Genomic DNA, 16495 nt, shown 5'->3' with positions numbered 1-16495 from the left:
TTGGGGAATAAAATGAAAAAGCTTGTTCTCGGTGCTGTGTTTGCTGCCGCAGCGTCGGCAGCCACGGCCGGCTCGCTCGCCGAACCGGTGATCGAGGCAGATGTTGTCGTTCAGCAGGCCGCCACCTCGTCGGTCAACCAGCATGTCATCCCGCCCGCGTTCTTCGTGATCTCGGTCGGCCTGAGCATGCTGCTGCTCTGAACGCACCGAACAAGGGTAACGGTTGGGAATAGGGCGCCGGGGGGCGCCCTATTCTTTTTGCTCCAGCGCCAGAAGCGCGGCGAGCCCTTCGCGATAGGTCGGATAGCGCAGGGTCACGCCCAGTTCTTCCCGGATCCGGTCGTTGCGCACACGTTTTGACTCGGCATAGAAACTGCGCGCCATCGGCGTCATCTCCGCCGTGGCGTAGTCCTCTTCCGGCGGCAGCGGGAGGCCCAGCAAACCGGCGGCATGGCTCAGCACGTCTTCGGGCGGGGCCGCCTCGTTATCGCAGACGTTATAGACCGCGCCGGGGTTGGGCCGGGCGATGGATGCGGCCAGAACCTGCGCGATATCCTCCACATGGATGCGCGAGAACACCTGGTTCGGCTTGACGATCCGCCGCGCCGTGCCGCGCCGCACCTTGGCGAAGGGTCCGCGCCCCGGCCCGTAGATCCCGGCCAGCCGGAAAATGTGCAGCGGCAGCCCGGCGGCCTCTGCCAGCGCCTGCCACTGGCCCTCGGCCAGCACCCGCTGACGGCCACGCCGGGTGGCCGGGGTGAGCGGCGTGCGCTCGTCCACCCAGCCGCCCTGATGATCGCCATAGACGCCGGTGGTGGACAGATAGCCGACCCAATCGAGATGCGCCGCGTTCGCCGCGATCTCGTCGGCAAGCGCGGCCAGCACCGGATCGCCGGCATCGTCAGGCGCGGCGGAGAGCAGAAGATGCGTGGCATCCGCAAGCGCGGCGCCCATGTCGCTGCCCGGCCAGACCATCGCCTCGACCCCTTCTGCCCCGAGCGCCGCGGCCTTTTCCGGCGAGCGTGTGGTGCCGATCACCCGCCAGCCTTGCGGCAGCAACAGCCGGGTCAGCGCCTGAGCGGAAAACCCGTGTCCGAAAATGAGCATTGTCTGTGTCATGGGCGGCATCTTGGCGCTGCGCCCGGGCGATGCAAGAGGGCTTGCGCTCGGCACCCGATTCCACACTATTGGTCCATGATGAACCAGATGATCAAATCCTGGGCCGAAGCCGCCCCGCGCCTCGTCGCCGTCGCCGCTGGCCGTGAACCGGCCGATACCGTGATCCGGGGCGGAAAGCTCGTGAATGTCCAGAGCCGCGAGGTGCTCGACGGCTGGCAGGTTGCCATCGCCGAGGGGCGCTTTGCCTATGTCGGCCCCGATGCCTCGCATTGCATCGGCCCCGACACCGTGGTGATCGAGGCAGACGGGCGCTACCTGATTCCGGGCCTGTGCGATGCGCATATGCACATCGAATCCGGGATGCTGACGCCCGCCGAGTTTGCCCGCGCCGTGACCCCGCACGGCACCACGACCATGTTCACCGACCCGCATGAGATCGCCAATGTGATGGGGCTTGAGGGCGTGCGGCTGATGCATGACGAGGCGCTGATGCAGCCCGTCAACATCTTCACCCAGATGCCCTCCTGCGCGCCCTCGGCGCCAGGGCTGGAAACCACCGGCTTTGCCATCAGCGCCGAAGACGTGGCCGAGGCGATGACCTGGCCCGGCATCATCGGGCTGGGCGAGATGATGAACTTTCCCGGCGTCGTCGCCGGCGATGCGCAGATGCTGGCCGAGATCGCCGCCACACAAATGGCGGGCAAGACCGTGGGCGGGCACTATGCCAGCCCCGACCTCGGCCCCGCCTTCCATGCCTATGCCGCCGGCGGCCCCGCCGATGACCACGAAGGCACCTGCGAGGCCGACGCCATTGCCCGCGTGCGTCAGGGGATGCGGTCGATGATGCGGCTCGGCTCGGCCTGGTATGACGTTGAAAGCCAGATCACGGCAGTGACGGAAAAGGGGCTCGATCCGCGCAACTTCATTCTCTGCACCGACGACAGCCACTCGGGCACGCTGGTGAACGAGGGCCATATGAACCGGGTGGTGCGCCATGCCATTGCCTGCGGGGCGGAGCCGATCGTTGCGCTGCAGATGGCCACGATCAACACCGCCAGCCATTTCGGGCTGGAGCGTGAACTCGGCTCGATCGCGCCGGGGCGGCGGGCGGATGCGATCCTGACCTCCGATCTGCGCAGCCTGCCCATCGAGCAGGTGATTGCCCGGGGCGTGCTCGTGGCGCGCGACGGCGACATGCTTGTCGACACCCCGCATCTTGCCTGGCCCGACCATGCCCGCAACACCGTGCATCTCGGCAAGGCGCTGTCCGCGGGGGATTTCGAGATCGCCGCGCCGGACGGCGCCAACACCGTCACCGCCAAGGTGATCGGCGTGATCGAAAATCAGGCCCCGACCAAGGCGCTGACCGCCGATCTGCAGGTGGAAGACGGCATCGTCCAGCCCGACGCGCCGGGGGATGTGGCCCAGATCGCGCTGGTCGAGCGGCATCGTGGCACCGGCGGGGTGACCAATGGCTTCGTCTCCGGCTTCGGCTATTCCGGCAAGATGGCGATGGCCTCGACCGTGGCACATGACAGCCACCACATGATCGTCGTCGGCACCGACCGCGAGAACATGGCGCTGGCGGCCAACCGGCTGGGCGAGGTGGGCGGCGGCATCACCGTATTCCGCAACGGCGAGGAGATTGCCCTTGTCGAACTGCCCATCGCCGGGCTGATGAGCGAAGAGCACGCGCAGGTGGTGGCCCGGAAAGCCGGGCGGATGGTCGAGGCGATGGCCGAATGCGGCTGCACGCTCAACAACGCCTATATGCAGCATTCTCTTCTGGCGCTCGTCGTCATCCCGGAGCTACGGATTTCCGATCTGGGCCTCGTGGATGTCACGAAATTTGAAATCACCGATTTGTTCGAGGAGACCTGATGTCGGTCAATCCCCTGACTCTGCCGGTCGTCACCCCGACGATCCCGAAAACCGCATCCTTCACCGACCCCGCCGCCGCGGTGGCGCGGCTTGAAGAGCTGTACAACCAGGCCTGCGATTTTCTGACCGAGAAGTTTTCGCAAGCCGCGCGGGCGGCCAGCGCGCCCGAGAGCCGCTTTCGTGCCTATTACCCCGAGATCCGGCTGCGCACGACATCGCACGCCCAGACGGATTCCCGCCTCTCGTTCGGCCATGTCGCCGGGCCGGGCACCTATTCGGCCACCGTCACGCGGCCCGATCTGTTTCGCCATTACCTGATCCAGCAGCTTCGCCTGCTGATCCAGAATCACAACGTGCCGATCCATGTGGGCCTGTCGACCACACCGATTCCGGTGCATTTCGCCGTGGCGGGCCGGTCCGACATCACCGTGCCGCAGGAAGGCGCGATGGCCTTTCCGCTGCGCGACGTGTTCGACGTGCCCGACCTTGCCACCACCAACGACGATATCGTCAACGGGCTTGGCTACACCCATGAGGACGGCTCGGAACCGCTTTCGCCCTTCACCGCCCAGCGGATCGACTATTCGCTGGCCCGGCTGTCGCATTACACCGCGACGACGCCGGAGCATTTTCAGAACCACGTGCTGTTTACCAACTACCAGTTCTATGTCGAAGAATTCGAAGGCTTCGCCCGCAAGGCGCTTGCCGATCCGGCCAGTGGCTACACCGCCTTCGTGGCGCCGGGAAATGCCGAGATCACCACGGCGGATGGTGAGATTCCGCAGCTTCCCAAGCTGCCGCAGATGCCCACCTATCACCTCAAGCGCCCCGATGGCAGCGGCATCACGCTGGTGAATATCGGCGTCGGACCGTCCAACGCCAAGACGGCGACCGACCATATCGCCGTGCTGCGCCCCCATGCCTGGCTGATGGTCGGCCATTGCGCCGGCCTGCGCAATTCGCAGCGGCTGGGCGATTTCGTGCTCGCCCATGCCTATCTGCGCGAAGACAAGGTGCTCGACGACGATCTGCCCACCTGGGTGCCGATCCCGCCGCTGGCCGAGATCCAGATCGCGCTGGAAGCGGCGGTGGCGGATGTGACCGAGCTGGAAGGGTTCGAGCTGAAGCGGATCATGCGCACCGGCACCGTGGCGAGCTTCGACAACCGCAACTGGGAGCTGCGCGAACACAGCGGCCCGGTGCTGCGCCTGAGCCAGTCGCGCGCCGTCGCGCTCGACATGGAAAGCGCCACCATCGCCGCCAACGGCTTTCGCTTCCGCGTGCCTTACGGAACGCTGCTCTGCGTCTCCGACAAACCGCTGCATGGCGAGTTGAAGCTGCCGGGGATGGCATCGGAGTTCTACACCACGCAGGTCAGCCGCCACCTGCTGATCGGTATCCGTGCGATGGAACGCCTGCGCGACATGCCGCTTGAGCGCATCCACAGCCGGAAACTGCGCTCGTTCGACGAAACGGCCTTTCTCTGACGCGAAATCGGGGCAAAAACCCGCAATACCCGTTATTTTTCTGGCCAAAACGCACACAAATTGTTGTGCAGCCCCCCTACATCACGTTAAATGCGCCCAATGAAACCCCAAGTACTAGGGACATGTGAGGAGAGAATACATGGCGAAACCGATGACCAAGACCCAACTGGTGGCCGCTCTGGCCGAGGAAATGGGCTCGGACAAGAAAACGGCTTCCGGCGCGCTCGACGCCATCGTTTCGGTGATCACCCGCGAAGTGTCGGGCGGTGGTGCCGTGACGCTTCCCGGCGTCGGCAAGTTCTACCTGCGTGAGCGCCCCGAGCGCATGGTCCGCAACCCGGCCACCGGCGAGCAGATCAAGAAAGAGGCCGACAAGGTGGTGAAGGTCACCATCGCGAAGGCCCTCAAGGACGCCGCCAACGGCTGATCCTTGCGACAGCTTCGGAATTCGATCAGGGTCGCCCAACGGCGGCCCTTTTCATTGGGAGTGTAACCCTTGCGCATCGACATGCGGTCCATCCTCATGGGCCTGGCCTTTGTTTTCATGTGGTCTTCGGCCTTCACCTCGGCGCGCATCATCGTTGCCGCGGCGCCGCCGATCAGCTCGCTGGCGATCCGGTTCCTGATCTCGGGCCTGCTCGGCATCGCCATCGCCGCGGGTATCGGGCAGAAGATCTCGCTCACGCGCGGGCAATGGATCTCGGTCGTTGTCTTCGGGATCAGCCAGAACGCGCTCTATCTGGGGCTCAACTTCGTCGCGATGCAGTGGATCGAGGCGGGTTTTGCCTCGATCATCGCCTCGACCATGCCGCTCATCGTGGCCTTCCTCGGCTGGGCGGTGTTCCGCGACAAGCTGACCCCGCTGGCGCTTGGTGGGCTGTTGCTCGGCTTTGCCGGGGTGGCGCTGATCATGGGCACCCGCATTTCGGGCGGGGTGGATATGACCGGGCTTGTGCTGTGCATCATCGCCGCCATCGCGCTCGCCATCGCCACGCTCACCGTGCGCACCGCCTCGGGCGGGGGCAACCTGCTGATGGTCGTGGGGCTGCAGATGCTGGTGGGCGCCGTCGCGCTCGCGCCGTTCGGGATCTGGCTCGAAACCTTCGAGATCGCCTGGAGCTGGCAGCTTATCACCGCCTTTGTCTACACCACGCTCGTGCCCGGTCTTGCCGCCACCTGGGTCTGGTTCACGCTGGTCGGCCGGATCGGCCCGGTCCGCGCCTCGACCTTCCACTTTCTCAACCCGTTCTTCGGCGTCTCGATCGCCGCCGTTCTGCTTGGCGAAAAACTCGGGCTGCTCGACGCGATCGGCGTGGCCATCGTGACCGTGGGCATCCTCGCGGTGCAACTGGCGAAACAAAAGCCAACGGCATCGTGAAATCTATTCATATGACAGCGGCGGCGAGACCGGTCACTCTGGCGGCATGGAATACCTGCTTGCCTATGCCGCGGGTCTGCTGACGCTGATCAATCCCTGCGTCTTGCCGGTGGTGCCCATCGTGCTGGCGACGGCGCTGCAAAGCTCGCGCCTCGGCCCGGTCGCGCTTGTGGCCGGGATGAGCCTGTCCTTCGTCGCCTTCGGGCTGCTGATCACCTCGGTTGGCTACAGCATCGGGCTGACCGAAGACGTGCTGGCGCGGATCGGCGGTGTTCTGATGCTGGGCTTCGGCCTGGTGCTGCTCGTCCCGCAATTCAACACCGTCTTCGCCACCGCCACCGCCGGGCTTGCGGCGCGGGCCGATAGCGGGCTGGACGGCATCGACCACACCTCGCTTGCGGGCCAGTTCGCGGGCGGGCTGCTGCTCGGCGCCGTCTGGAGCCCCTGCATCGGGCCAACGCTCGGCGGCGCCATCGCGCTCGCCTCACAGGGTGAGAGCCTCGTTCATGCCGGGATGATCATGGCCGGCTTCGCGCTCGGCGTCTCGTCGCTGATGCTGGCCTTTGCCTACGGGCTGCGCGCCACGACGCTGCGCCGCTTTGCGGGGCTGGCCCGCCCCGTTCTCGGCGCGGCTTTCGTGCTGGTTGGCCTCGCCGTTCTCTTGCGTCTTCACCACACCGCCGAAGCCTGGCTGCTCGGCCACATGCCCGGCTGGCTCATCGACCTCTCGGTCGCCATCTGACAGGAGTATACCCATGCATCGCCGCAGCTTTCTTGCCACCCTCCCCGCCGCCGCGCTTTTGCCCCGGATCGCTCTCGCCGCGCCGGTGGCCTATACGCCCGGCACCATCGACAGGCATCTGGATGCCGGCGAGACGATCCTTGTCGATTTCTTCGCCCCCTGGTGCCCGACCTGCATTGCCCAACACCGGGTGATGGACAAGCTGAAGGCCGAAAACCCGGCCTATGAAGAAAAGATCACCTTTATCGTGGTGGACTGGGACACCTACGGGCGATCCGAGCTTTCGGCGGCGCTCCGGATCCCGCGCCGCTCCACCCTCGTGGCCATCGGCCCGGACCGGCGCGAGATCGGCAGGGTGGTGGCCGCCACCTCCTACGACGAGATCAAGGCGCTGCTCGATGCGGCCCTGACGGTGGCCAGCGCCTAGGTGAGCACCGCCAACAGCAGGTTGAGCGTGACGAACGCCGCCGCGGTCGCGCCAAGCTGGGCGATCGAGGCAAGCCCTTCCTGGCCGACTTCCTGCGCGAAGACGGAGTAGATGGTGAACATCGGCACCGCCGCCGAAAGGATTGCCGCCGCGCGCAGATCGCCGGTCAGCGCCACGCCCAGCGCACCGAGGCCGAGCACGGCAAGGAAGGTGAGGGCCGGCTGAACCAGCAGCTTGCCCGCCATGATCTGCCCGGCAAGCGCACGGTTGCCACGCACCGGAAGCCCGGCCAGCGAGCCGCCGATGACCAGCAGCGCCAGCGCCGCCGCCGAGGCCGCGACCATCGAGGCAAGCCGGTCGACCGGCGCGGGCAGGTGCACCCCAGTGAGCGAAACCGCCAGCCCGAGCAGCATCCCGATCACCATCGGCCGGCGGATCACGCCGATCAGCACCTTGACCACCCGCTCCGCCGGATGCCCCGCCCCGGTTGGCTTGCCAAGCTCCATGATCACCAGCGCCAGCGGCACGACGATCACGTTTTCCACCAGCATGTTCATGGCGAGGATCAGCCCCGCGAGGTCGGGAAACAGGATCAGCATGAGCGGGTAGCCGACAAAGCCGGAATTCGGGCAGGACGAGCCCATCACCGCCACGCCGCGCCGAGCCGGATCGGTGGTGGCCGAAAACCACAGGAAGGCGATCAGCACGGTTGCCAGCGCCCCGGCGAGATAGACCCCCATATAGGGCAGGTTGAACACCTCGCGTGCCGGCCGCGAGGCGACCGCTTCGAAGATCAGGGCCGGCAGTGCGATGTTCATCACATAGGCGCCGAACACGCGCATATCGGCGGATTTGAACACACCTTTGGCCACCAGTGCGTAGCCCAGTGCGACCATCGCGAAGATGGGAAAGGTGATTCCAAAAACCGTGAGCATCTCAGCCGATCTGTCCGCGCGGCCCGTCGCCCACCTGGGCGCGGTGCAGCAGCAGATGGTCGAGCACCACGCAGGCCGCCATCGCCTCGCCCACCGGCACCGCACGGATGCCCACGCAGGGATCGTGCCGGCCCTTGGTGACGATCTCGGCGGGTTCGCCCGATCTGGTGATCGTCTTGCGGGGCGTCAGGATCGAACTGGTCGGCTTCACCGCGAAGCGCACGACGATATCCTGCCCGGTGGAGATGCCGCCGAGAATGCCGCCGGCATGGTTCGAACTGTATACCGGCCCGTCTGGCCCCATACTGATCTCATCGGCGTTTTCTTCGCCGGTCAGCATCGCCGCCGCCATCCCCTCGCCGATCTCGACGCCCTTGACCGCGTTGATCGACATCATCGCGGCGGCCAGATCGGTATCGAGCTTGGCATAGACCGGCGCACCCAGCCCGGCCGGGGCGCCGCGCACCACCACCTCGCAGACCGCACCCACCGAACTGCCCGCCTTGCGCAGCCCGTCGAGATAGCCTTCCCAGGTCTTCGCCGCCTCGGCATCGGGCACCCAGAACGGATTGCGCTCGATCTCGTCCCAGTCGAAGCGGCTGCGGTCGATCCCGTGCGCGCCCATCCGGGTCATGTAGCCCCGGATCTCGATCCCCGGCGCCAGCGCCTTCAGCACCTCGCGGGCGAGGCCGCCCGCCGCCACCCGCGCCGCCGTTTCACGCGCCGACGAGCGGCCACCGCCGCGCGGATCGCGGATTCCGTATTTCAGCCAATAGGTGATATCGGCATGGCCGGGGCGGAACTTTTCGGCAATATCGCCGTAATCCTTCGAGCGCTGATCGGTGTTCTCGATCATGAGTTGCACCGGTGTGCCCGTGGTTTCGCCCTCGTAAACGCCGGAGAGGACCTTCACCGCATCCGGCTCGCGCCGCTGGGTGGTGAACCTGTTCTGACCGGGCTTGCGCCGGTCGAGCCAATGCTGAAGCATCTCCGGCTCCAGTTTCACCCCCGGCGGCACGCCATCGACCGTGGCGCCCAGCGCAGGCCCATGGCTTTCGCCCCAGGTGGTGACGCGGAAGATATGTCCGAAGGAATTCATCATGGCCCGGCTCCTTTCCGCTTCGTCTAGGGGTTTCGCCTTGCAGGGGCAAGCGTTCAGGCGTAGCTTCGCCCTCACCTCGGGGTGCCCGCAAGGGCTGAGACGCATTCCGCGAACCCGTTGAACCTGAACCGGTTAGGACCGGCGGAGGGAAGGTCAGGATCATCCTACCGGAACGCCGCCCGTCGCTATGGAGGATGATATGAAAGCTCTTACCATCGCAGCGGGATTTGCAGCCATTGCCAGCGCGGCAGCGGCTGAAACACCCGTGCTCACGATCTACACCTATGACAGCTTCGTTGCCGAATGGGGCCCCGGCCCGGCGATCGAGGCCGCTTTCGAGGAAAGCTGCGGCTGCGATCTGCAATTCGTCACCGCCGGAGACGGGGCCGAACTGCTCTCGCGGCTGCGCCTCGAAGGCGCGCGCAGCGACGCCGACATCGTGCTCGGGCTCGACAACAACCTGATGGCCGCCGCGCATGCATCGGGCCTGTTCGCGCCGGCCGATATCGAGATGCCGGAGCTCGATCTGCCCATCGACTGGGAAGACGACACGTTCATCCCCTTCGACTGGAGCTGGTTCGCCTTCGTCTACGACAAGACCCGCCTGCCCAATCCGCCGCATTCCTTTGCCGACCTGATGGCCATGGATTACTCGATCCTGATTCAGGACCCGCGCAGCTCCACGCCGGGGCTCGGGCTGCTGTTCTGGGTCAAATCGGTCTTCGGCGATCAGGCACAGGAGGCTTGGGAAAAGCTGAACCCGAAGATCGTCACCGTCACCAAAGGCTGGACGGAATCCTATGGCATGTTCCTTGAAGGCGAGGCCGATCTGGTGCTGTCCTACACCACCTCGCCCGCCTATCACGTCATCGCCGAGGACGATGACAGCAAGGCGGCGGCGGCCTTTGCCGACGGCAATTACCTGCAGATCGAGGTGGCCGCGAAGCTGGCCGCGAGCGATGAGCCCGAACTGGCCGATGCCTTCCTCGCCTTCATGTTGTCGGATGCCTTCCAGTCGGTGATCCCGACGACCAACTGGATGTATCCGGCGGTGCTGCCCGAAGGCGGGCTGCCGGATGGGTTCGTCGAGCTGGAACGCCCTGACCGCTCGCTGATCTATCTCGGCGACGACGTCGACAATATCCGCGACGAGGCGCTGGACGAATGGCTCGCGGCCGCCGCCAACTGACCGCCGCGGCCTGGACGGGGGCGGCTGCGCTCGCCCTCGTCCTCGCGGTGACGCTCGGCACGCTCGCAACCGTCGCGCTGCGGGCGGAGTTTGCCTCCGGCCTCGGCCCGGCGGACTGGGCGGCGGTGCGCTTCACGCTGCTGCAGGCCGTGGTTTCGGCGACGCTCTCGGTGGCGCTCGGCATTCCCGTCGCGCGTGCGCTGGCGCGCCGCCGCTTTGCCGGGCGGGGGCTGCTTATCACGCTGCTGGGGGCGCCCTTCATCCTGCCGGTGATCGTCGCCGCGCTTGGGCTTATCGCGGTATTCGGGCGCAACGGGATCGTCAGCCAGGCGCTCCTCTGGGCCGGGCTGGAGCCGGTGTCGATCTATGGCGTGCAGGGCGTGATCCTCGCGCATGTCTTCTTCAACCTGCCGCTGGCCACGCGGCTGATCCTGCAGGGCTGGCTTGCGATCCCCGGCGAACGCTTCCGCCTTGCCGCCTCGCTCGGCTTCGGCCCCGGCGATATCGCCCGCACGCTGGAGCGCCCGATGCTGCGGCAGGTGGTGCCCGGCGCCTTTCTGGTGATCCTGCTGCTGTGCCTCACCTCCTTCGCGGTCGCACTCGCGCTCGGCGGCGGCCCGCGCGCCACCACGGTGGAACTCGCGATCTACCAGGCCTTTCGCTACGATTTCGACCTTGGCAAAGCCGCGCTTCTGGCGCTGGTGCAGGTGCTCATCGCTGGCAGCGCGGCGCTGGTGGCGCTCCGCCTGACCCTGCCCGCCGGGCTCGGCGGTGGCCTTGACCGGACGATCCGCCGATGGGACGCGGCGCATCCGCTTCTGCGGCTGCAGGACGGGCTGCTGATCGCGCTGGCCGCGCTGTTCCTGATCCTGCCGCTCGTCATGATCGCGGTGAACGGCCTGCCGGCGCTCGCCTCGCTTCCCGCCTCGGTCTTTACCGCAACGCTGCGCTCGCTGGCCGTCGCGCTCATCTCGGCCTTCGCCACCATCGCGCTGGCGCTGCCGCTTTCGGCCTGGATCGTGCAGCGCCGGGCGCGGATCGTCGAGCTGTTCGGCACACTCACCATCGCCGCCTCGCCGCTGGTGATCGGCACCGGGCTGTTCATCCTGCTCTTTCCCATCGTCGATCCGGCGGCGCTTGCCCTGCCGGTGACGGCGCTGGTCAACGCGGTGATGGCGCTGCCCTTCGCCCTGCGCGCGCTGGTGCCCGCCCTCACCGCCATCGAGGCCGATTATGGCCCGCTTGCCGACAGCCTTGGCATGACCGGGCGGGCGCGGCTGCGGCGGCTCTGGCTGCCGCGTCTGCGCCGCCCGCTCGGCTTTGCCACCGGCCTCGCCGCCGCGCTCAGCATGGGCGACCTCGGGGTGATCGCGATGTTTGCCGATCCCGAAGGGGGCACGCTGCCGCTCGCGCTCTACCGGCTGATGGGGGCCTATCGGATGGATGCGGCCGCCGGCGCCGCACTGATCCTTCTGGCGAGTTCGCTGGCACTGTTCTGGATTTTCGACCGCGGAGGACGGCTGGATGCTGACGCTTGACGGAGTGGAGATGCGCTGGGGGGATTGGCGGCTGAGTGCCGATCTCACAGTGCCCGGTGGCGCGCGGGTGGCCCTGATCGGCCCGTCCGGCGCGGGCAAATCCACGCTGCTCGCCGCCATCGCGGGATTTCAGGACCCCGATGCCGGGCGGATCACCTGGAACGGCGAAGACCTCGCCGGCATGGCGCCGGCGCAGCGCCCGGTGGCGATCATCTTTCAGGACAACAACCTCTTCCCCCATCTCACCGCCGCCGAAAATGTCGGCCTCGGCCTCCGGCCCGATCTGAAGCTCGATGCAGCGGGCCGGGCGAAGGTGGAGGAGGCTCTGGCCCGCGTCGGGCTGGACGGCCTGGGACAGCGCAAGCCCGGCCAGCTTTCCGGCGGGCAGGCCGCGCGGGTGGCCCTGGCGCGGGCGCTCCTGCGGCACAAGCCGATCATGCTGCTCGACGAGCCCTTCGGGGCGCTGGGGCCCGCGCTGAGGGCCGAGATGCTCGCTCTGGTGGCCGAGCTGGCCAACGAAACCGGGGCGACGCTGATCTTTGTCAGCCACGAGCCGGACGATGCCCGCGCCATTGCCGATCAGGTGATCCTCGTGGCCGAGGGGCGGGCCGAAAGCCCGGTGCCGACCGACGAGATCTTTGCCAATCCGCCTGCGGCGCTCAGCCAGTATCTCGGCTCGTCCTGAGCATCGCGGCCACCTCTGCCGGATCGGCCGCGTAACAGGCCTCGGTCGCGGTTTCGCGGATCAGGGTGAATCCCATCCGCGCGAGCAAATCGCGGGAGCGCGTGTTGTGGCGGTCGGCGTCGGCGATGAAGCGCGCCGGCGCGTGGTCGCGCAGAAGCTCGGCAAGCATCTGCCGGCAGGCTTCAAAGGCGATGCCCCGGCCCCAGAAATCCGGCATCAGCACATAGGCGATGTTGACAGAACCGTCGCCGGACACAGTGGCCTGCACGTAACCGGCAATCGCTTCGTCATGAAACACCGTCCAGTTCAGCCAGCGCTCGGAGCCGTTTGCCGGGCCGCCGCTCTGCAAGCGCTCAAGCCGGGCGCGCAGGGCAGCCGGCGACGCCGGCGGCGCCTCGTCGAGATAGGTATAGATACGGGGATCGGACAGGGCGCTGAACAGACCCTCGGCATGGTGCGGCGTCTGTTTTTCGATCCGTGTCGCCATAAGGTTGCCCCCAAAAGCAGAAGGGTGCCCCGTGGGGCACCCTTCCAGAAGCTCAAGCCCAATCAAAGATTGGCCTGTTTGCCGCCATGCTTGATCGGATACCACAGCTTTTTGTTGGTGAGGTAGAGCAGCACCGTCAGCAGCAGCAGCAGCGACACGCCAAGGATACCGGCCTGTTTGCGGGCCATCATCTTCGGCTCCGCGGTCCACATCAGGAACGCGGCAACGTCATGCGCCATCTGCTCCGCCGTCGCCGGGGTGCCGTCATCGTATTCGATGAGATCGTCCTCAAGCTGCGGCGCCATCTGCACCCAGCCGGTGGAGAAGGCCATATTCTCGTAGAGATACTGGCCGGCCACCTCGTCTTCCTCGCCGGTGAAGCCGAGCAGGAAGTTGGCGATGTATTCGGCGCCGCCGATGCCACGCAGGAGCTGGTTGATGCCGGTGCCATAGGGGCCATGGAAACCCGCGCGCGCTTTCGCCATCAGCGAAAGGTCGGGGCCCATACCGTCGCCGCTGACCGCCGGGAAGTGATCCGACGGAAGCGCTTCACGGTCGTCTTCGAGCTCTTCGTCGTAGACGTAGAAATGCTCCGCCGCATAGGCGCGCACTTCATCCTCGGTGTAGCCCGGGCCGCCCGGATCGGCGAGCGTGCGCAGCGGCACATAACGCAGACCGTGACAGGCCGCACAGACCTCGGTGTAGACCTTCAGGCCCCGCTGGAGCTGCATCTGGTCATACTTGCCGAAGGGGCCTTCGAAGGAAAAGGCGACATCCTCGATATGGCCATAGCCGCCTTCGCCACCGCCCGCGGCCTGGGCCGCACCGGCGCCAAGGGCCAACGACATCGCGGTGACCGCGGTGAGGGTGAGTTTCCTGATCATGTTCTCGATCCTCTCTCTACGCTCACTCAGCCGCCGAGCCGGAGGCTTCGGGGTAGTGGTGGTTGAAGTCATCTTCGATGGTTGCCGGCGGTTGCTTCGCCTTCTCGGTCCAGCCGAGGATCGGCAGGATCAGCAAGAAGTAGGCGAACCAGTAGGTCGCCGCGATCAGCGAGATCCAGTCATACGGGAACTCGGTCGATTGCGCGCCGACCCACATCAGCACCATGAAGTCGATCCCCAGCAGCCAGAACCAGAACTTGAACATCGGCCGGTAGGCACCCGAGCGGGTTTTCGACGTATCGAGCCACGGCGCCAGCACGATCACGAAGATAGCGCCGAACATCGCCAGAACGCCGAAGAACTTCGCATCGACGATGCCGCCGGTGATGAAGCTGACGAGCTGGACCGCCCAGACATCGGCGGTGAAGGCGCGCAGGATCGCGTAGAACGGCAGATAGTACCATTCGGGCACGATATGCGCCGGGGTCGCCAGCGGGTTGGCCTCGATGTAGTTATCGGGGTGGCCGAGATAGTTCGGCATGAAGCCCACAACGGCAAAGAACACCATCAGCACGATCGCCAGCGCGAACAGATCCTTGATCACGAAATAGGGCCAGAACGGCAGCGTGTCTTTCTTGGCCTCGTCCTTCGAGCCACGCCTCACTTCCACGCCGGTCGGGTTGTTGTTGCCGGTGGAGTGGAACGCCCAGATATGCACGGCGACGAGGCCGACGAGCACGAAGGGCAGCAGGTAGTGCAGCGAGAAGAAGCGGTTAAGCGCGGCGTTGTCGACGGCCGGGCCGCCGAGCAGCCAGGTCTGGATGTCCGGGCCGATGAACGGGATCGCGCCGAACAGGCCGGTGATCACCGTGGCGCCCCAGAACGACATCTGCCCCCAGGGCAGCACGTAGCCGAGGAAGCCGGTGGCCATCATCACCAGGTAGATCAGCATGCCGATGATCCACGTCACTTCGCGGGGGCTCTTGTAGGAGCCGTAATAGAGGCCGCGGAAGATGTGGATGTAGACGGCGATGAAGAAGAGCGATGCGCCGTTGGCGTGCATGTAACGCAGCATGTGGCCGCCGTTCACGTCACGCATGATGTGTTCGATCGAGGCGAAGGCCAGATCGACATGCGGCGTGTAATGCATCACCAGGATGATGCCGGTGACGATTTGCAGCACCAGCGTGAAGGCCAGAACGATGCCCCAGATCCACCACCAGTTGAGGTTTTTCGGGGTGGGGATCATCAGCGTGTCATAGGCGAGCGCCACGACAGGGAGACGTTCGTGGAGCCACGTCTCGAACCGCGACTTCGGCTCGTAGTGGTCGTGCGGAATACCGGACATGAAGTTCCTCCCTTAACCCAGCTTGATCGTCGTTTCGTCGACGAATTCGGCGACCGGAATCGGCAGGTTCTCGGGCGCAGGACCTTTGCGGATACGGCCAGCGGCATCGTAGTGCGAGCCGTGGCAGGGGCAGTACCAGCCATGGTAATCGCCGGCACCGTTGCCGAGCGGCACACAGCCGAGATGCGTGCAGACGCCCATCATCACCAGCCACCTGCCCTCTTCGTCGAGGGTGCGGTTCGCGTCCGACGCATCGGCGGACGGGTCGATATTGGCGTTGCGTGCATTCTGGTCGGGCAGATCGTCCAGGGAATCGGCCCGGGCGTTTTCGATATCTTCCGCGCTGCGGTTGCGGATGAAGACCGGCTTGCCAAGCCATTTCACGGTAAGCTGGCTGCCTTCGGCGACGTCGGAGATATCAACCCGGATCGAGCTCAGCGCCCGCACATCGGCCGAGGGGTTCATCTGGTTGACGAGCGGCCAGACAGCGGCGCCCGTTGCCACGACACCGGCACCGCCGGTGGCGTAGTAGAGGAAATCCCTGCGGGTCCCCTGTTGATCGTCTGCGTGTGACACGAGATCCTCTCCCTTCTTGGGCCGCGTTGCAGCCAAACAGACCTCAGGCCACGGTTTCCCGCAGCCCATTGCGCGGCTGTTTAGCGTGTGAAATTAAACCAGTCCAGCGGACAATCGCGCGCAGGGGGGCCAATAGATGGGCCGGATCGTCGCATATCGCGGGCAATGCGGGCGCAGTTGCCGCCCCTGAGCGGAGGAGACCGGGCGTGCGGGAGACTCTGATGAACTGGCGGAACCAGGTGATTCTGGTGGTGCTGGCGGGCGTTCTGGCGCTTACGCCGCCCATCCCCGAACGCTGGGGCGACACGCTGCGCTTTGCCTTGCCCACGCTCGGTTTCGGCTGTGCGGTGCTCACCGGGAACGGCATCGAATATCTCGGCCGGCTGGCCCTGCTCAACGCCGCGATCTACGCCCCGAAGACGGCGCTGGCCGACACGCCGATCAATATCCGCCCGAACGGCGAGACCCGGGGCTTCCCCTCCGGCCACAGCGCCGCGGCGGCTTTCGGAGCCTCCGCCATCGTTGCCGAATGCGCACGGTCAAGCCCGGTGACCGCCACCGCGGTGATCCTCGCCGCCGGATTCACCGGCGCCTCGCGCGTCGATGCAGACAAACACAACCCGTGGCAGGTTCTGGCCGGCTGGACCCTCGGCGTTCTGGTCGAGCGCGGGTTTCGCCGCCGCATTGGCGCCTGGCTGCGCCGCAAACGCGGCTGAA

General features: G+C 66.1%; 18 protein-coding genes and 1 riboswitch. Of the genes, 11 read left to right on the top strand and 7 right to left on the bottom strand.

Features of this window, described 5'->3' with window-relative positions; all coding sequences use genetic code 11:
- Positions 1-12: 12 nt before the first annotated feature.
- Entirely contained in the window at positions 13-201 is a 189-nt protein-coding gene (locus QMG28_RS02420) for a hypothetical protein (protein WP_281840571.1), read from the top strand.
- Between the two features lie 48 nt (positions 202-249).
- Here QMG28_RS02420 and QMG28_RS02415 read toward each other — a convergent pair whose 3' ends face one another.
- Positions 250-1119: an SDR family oxidoreductase gene (locus QMG28_RS02415; protein WP_281840570.1), complete on the bottom strand. Its 870-nt coding sequence runs from the start codon at positions 1117-1119 to the stop codon at positions 250-252.
- A gap of 78 nt (positions 1120-1197) precedes the next feature.
- Between QMG28_RS02415 and ade the strand changes: the two genes are divergently transcribed.
- The 6 genes from ade to QMG28_RS02385 all read left to right on the top strand — a co-directional run bounded on the left by ade (position 1198) and on the right by QMG28_RS02385 (position 7034).
- Positions 1198-3000, top strand: coding sequence for an adenine deaminase (gene ade / locus QMG28_RS02410; protein WP_434784420.1), 1803 nt, complete (start codon positions 1198-1200; stop codon positions 2998-3000).
- Positions 3000-4487, top strand: a complete 1488-nt coding sequence (locus tag QMG28_RS02405) for an AMP nucleosidase (RefSeq protein WP_281840568.1) — start codon at positions 3000-3002, stop codon at positions 4485-4487. Before ade ends, QMG28_RS02405 begins: the two co-directional genes overlap by 1 nt.
- 139 nt (positions 4488-4626) lie before the next feature.
- Positions 4627-4914 carry an HU family DNA-binding protein gene (locus QMG28_RS02400; protein WP_281840567.1) on the top strand — a complete coding sequence of 96 codons (288 nt, stop codon included), beginning with the start codon at positions 4627-4629 and terminating at the stop codon, positions 4912-4914.
- Positions 4915-4989: 75 nt separating this feature from the next.
- Positions 4990-5865, top strand: coding sequence for a DMT family transporter (locus QMG28_RS02395; RefSeq protein WP_281841049.1), 876 nt, complete (start codon positions 4990-4992; stop codon positions 5863-5865).
- A 46-nt stretch (positions 5866-5911) separates the two neighbouring features.
- Positions 5912-6607, top strand: a complete 696-nt coding sequence (locus QMG28_RS02390; RefSeq protein ID WP_281840566.1) for a cytochrome c biogenesis CcdA family protein — start codon at positions 5912-5914, stop codon at positions 6605-6607.
- A 13-nt stretch (positions 6608-6620) separates the two neighbouring features.
- The gene (locus tag QMG28_RS02385; RefSeq protein WP_281840565.1) at positions 6621-7034 is read left to right on the top strand and encodes a thioredoxin family protein; all 414 of its coding nucleotides are present in this window, start codon (positions 6621-6623) and stop codon (positions 7032-7034) included.
- Here the strand turns inward: QMG28_RS02385 and QMG28_RS02380 are convergent.
- Together QMG28_RS02380 and aroC are read right to left on the bottom strand one after the other, a co-directional pair.
- Positions 7031-7969, bottom strand: a complete 939-nt coding sequence (locus QMG28_RS02380; RefSeq protein WP_281840564.1) for an AEC family transporter — start codon at positions 7967-7969, stop codon at positions 7031-7033. The two genes, QMG28_RS02385 and QMG28_RS02380, sit on opposite strands and share 4 nt — an antisense overlap.
- 1 nt (position 7970) lies before the next feature.
- Positions 7971-9071, bottom strand: coding sequence for a chorismate synthase (gene aroC, locus QMG28_RS02375; protein ID WP_281840563.1), 1101 nt, complete (start codon positions 9069-9071; stop codon positions 7971-7973).
- 67 nt (positions 9072-9138) lie between these two features.
- Positions 9139-9238: riboswitch (TPP riboswitch) on the top strand.
- Positions 9239-9270: 32 nt separating this feature from the next.
- On the opposite strand from aroC, the gene thiB reads away from it, so the two are divergent.
- Genes thiB through thiQ form a run of 3 tightly spaced genes read left to right on the top strand, consistent with a single transcriptional unit; the run spans position 9271 to position 12483 of the window.
- Positions 9271-10260 (top strand): thiamine ABC transporter substrate binding subunit, encoded by a 990-nt coding sequence (gene thiB / locus QMG28_RS02370; RefSeq protein WP_281840562.1) that lies wholly within the window; start codon positions 9271-9273, stop codon positions 10258-10260.
- A complete protein-coding gene (locus QMG28_RS02365) occupies positions 10236-11798 on the top strand; it encodes an ABC transporter permease family protein (protein WP_281840561.1) in 1563 nt (520 codons plus the stop codon). Before thiB ends, QMG28_RS02365 begins: the two co-directional genes overlap by 25 nt.
- A complete protein-coding gene (gene thiQ / locus QMG28_RS02360; protein ID WP_281840560.1) occupies positions 11785-12483 on the top strand; it encodes a thiamine ABC transporter ATP-binding protein in 699 nt (232 codons plus the stop codon). Before QMG28_RS02365 ends, thiQ begins: the two co-directional genes overlap by 14 nt.
- Here thiQ and QMG28_RS02355 read toward each other — a convergent pair.
- The 4 genes from QMG28_RS02355 to petA form a co-directional block, all read right to left on the bottom strand.
- Positions 12458-12970: a GNAT family N-acetyltransferase gene (locus QMG28_RS02355; RefSeq protein ID WP_281840559.1), complete on the bottom strand. Its 513-nt coding sequence runs from the start codon at positions 12968-12970 to the stop codon at positions 12458-12460. The genes thiQ and QMG28_RS02355 overlap by 26 nt on opposite strands.
- 62 nt (positions 12971-13032) lie before the next feature.
- Complete coding sequence (locus QMG28_RS02350; RefSeq protein ID WP_281840558.1) at positions 13033-13854, bottom strand: cytochrome c1; 822 nt, start codon at positions 13852-13854, stop codon at positions 13033-13035.
- Positions 13855-13876: 22 nt separating this feature from the next.
- Complete coding sequence (gene petB, locus QMG28_RS02345; protein WP_281840557.1) at positions 13877-15202, bottom strand: cytochrome b; 1326 nt, start codon at positions 15200-15202, stop codon at positions 13877-13879.
- A gap of 12 nt (positions 15203-15214) precedes the next feature.
- A complete protein-coding gene (gene petA, locus QMG28_RS02340; RefSeq protein ID WP_281840556.1) occupies positions 15215-15778 on the bottom strand; it encodes a ubiquinol-cytochrome c reductase iron-sulfur subunit in 564 nt (187 codons plus the stop codon).
- A gap of 221 nt (positions 15779-15999) precedes the next feature.
- Between petA and QMG28_RS02335 the strand changes: the two genes are divergently transcribed.
- Positions 16000-16494 (top strand): phosphatase PAP2 family protein, encoded by a 495-nt coding sequence (locus QMG28_RS02335; protein ID WP_281840555.1) that lies wholly within the window; start codon positions 16000-16002, stop codon positions 16492-16494.
- The last annotated feature ends 1 nt before the right edge of the window (position 16495 follow it).

It is taken from the genome of Sinisalibacter aestuarii (assembly GCF_027923545.1).
In the GTDB taxonomy this organism is placed as follows: Bacteria; Pseudomonadota; Alphaproteobacteria; order Rhodobacterales; family Rhodobacteraceae; genus Sinisalibacter; species Sinisalibacter aestuarii.
This window is presented reverse-complemented; position numbering and strand designations above follow the sequence as displayed.

Coding starts and splice junctions, on each gene's coding strand:
- QMG28_RS02420 (WP_281840571.1), top strand. CDS start 13: ATGAAAAAGCTTGTTCTCGGTGCTGTGTTTGCTGCCGCAGCGTCGGCA.
- QMG28_RS02415 (WP_281840570.1), bottom strand. CDS start 1,119: ATGACACAGACAATGCTCATTTTCGGACACGGGTTTTCCGCTCAGGCG.
- ade (WP_434784420.1), top strand. CDS start 1,198: ATGAACCAGATGATCAAATCCTGGGCCGAAGCCGCCCCGCGCCTCGTC.
- QMG28_RS02405 (WP_281840568.1), top strand. CDS start 3,000: ATGTCGGTCAATCCCCTGACTCTGCCGGTCGTCACCCCGACGATCCCG.
- QMG28_RS02400 (WP_281840567.1), top strand. CDS start 4,627: ATGGCGAAACCGATGACCAAGACCCAACTGGTGGCCGCTCTGGCCGAG.
- QMG28_RS02390 (WP_281840566.1), top strand. CDS start 5,912: ATGGAATACCTGCTTGCCTATGCCGCGGGTCTGCTGACGCTGATCAAT.
- QMG28_RS02385 (WP_281840565.1), top strand. CDS start 6,621: ATGCATCGCCGCAGCTTTCTTGCCACCCTCCCCGCCGCCGCGCTTTTG.
- QMG28_RS02380 (WP_281840564.1), bottom strand. CDS start 7,969: ATGCTCACGGTTTTTGGAATCACCTTTCCCATCTTCGCGATGGTCGCA.
- aroC (WP_281840563.1), bottom strand. CDS start 9,071: ATGATGAATTCCTTCGGACATATCTTCCGCGTCACCACCTGGGGCGAA.
- thiB (WP_281840562.1), top strand. CDS start 9,271: ATGAAAGCTCTTACCATCGCAGCGGGATTTGCAGCCATTGCCAGCGCG.
- QMG28_RS02365 (WP_281840561.1), top strand. CDS start 10,236: ATGGCTCGCGGCCGCCGCCAACTGACCGCCGCGGCCTGGACGGGGGCG.
- thiQ (WP_281840560.1), top strand. CDS start 11,785: ATGCTGACGCTTGACGGAGTGGAGATGCGCTGGGGGGATTGGCGGCTG.
- QMG28_RS02355 (WP_281840559.1), bottom strand. CDS start 12,970: ATGGCGACACGGATCGAAAAACAGACGCCGCACCATGCCGAGGGTCTG.
- QMG28_RS02350 (WP_281840558.1), bottom strand. CDS start 13,854: ATGATCAGGAAACTCACCCTCACCGCGGTCACCGCGATGTCGTTGGCC.
- petB (WP_281840557.1), bottom strand. CDS start 15,202: ATGTCCGGTATTCCGCACGACCACTACGAGCCGAAGTCGCGGTTCGAG.
- QMG28_RS02335 (WP_281840555.1), top strand. CDS start 16,000: ATGAACTGGCGGAACCAGGTGATTCTGGTGGTGCTGGCGGGCGTTCTG.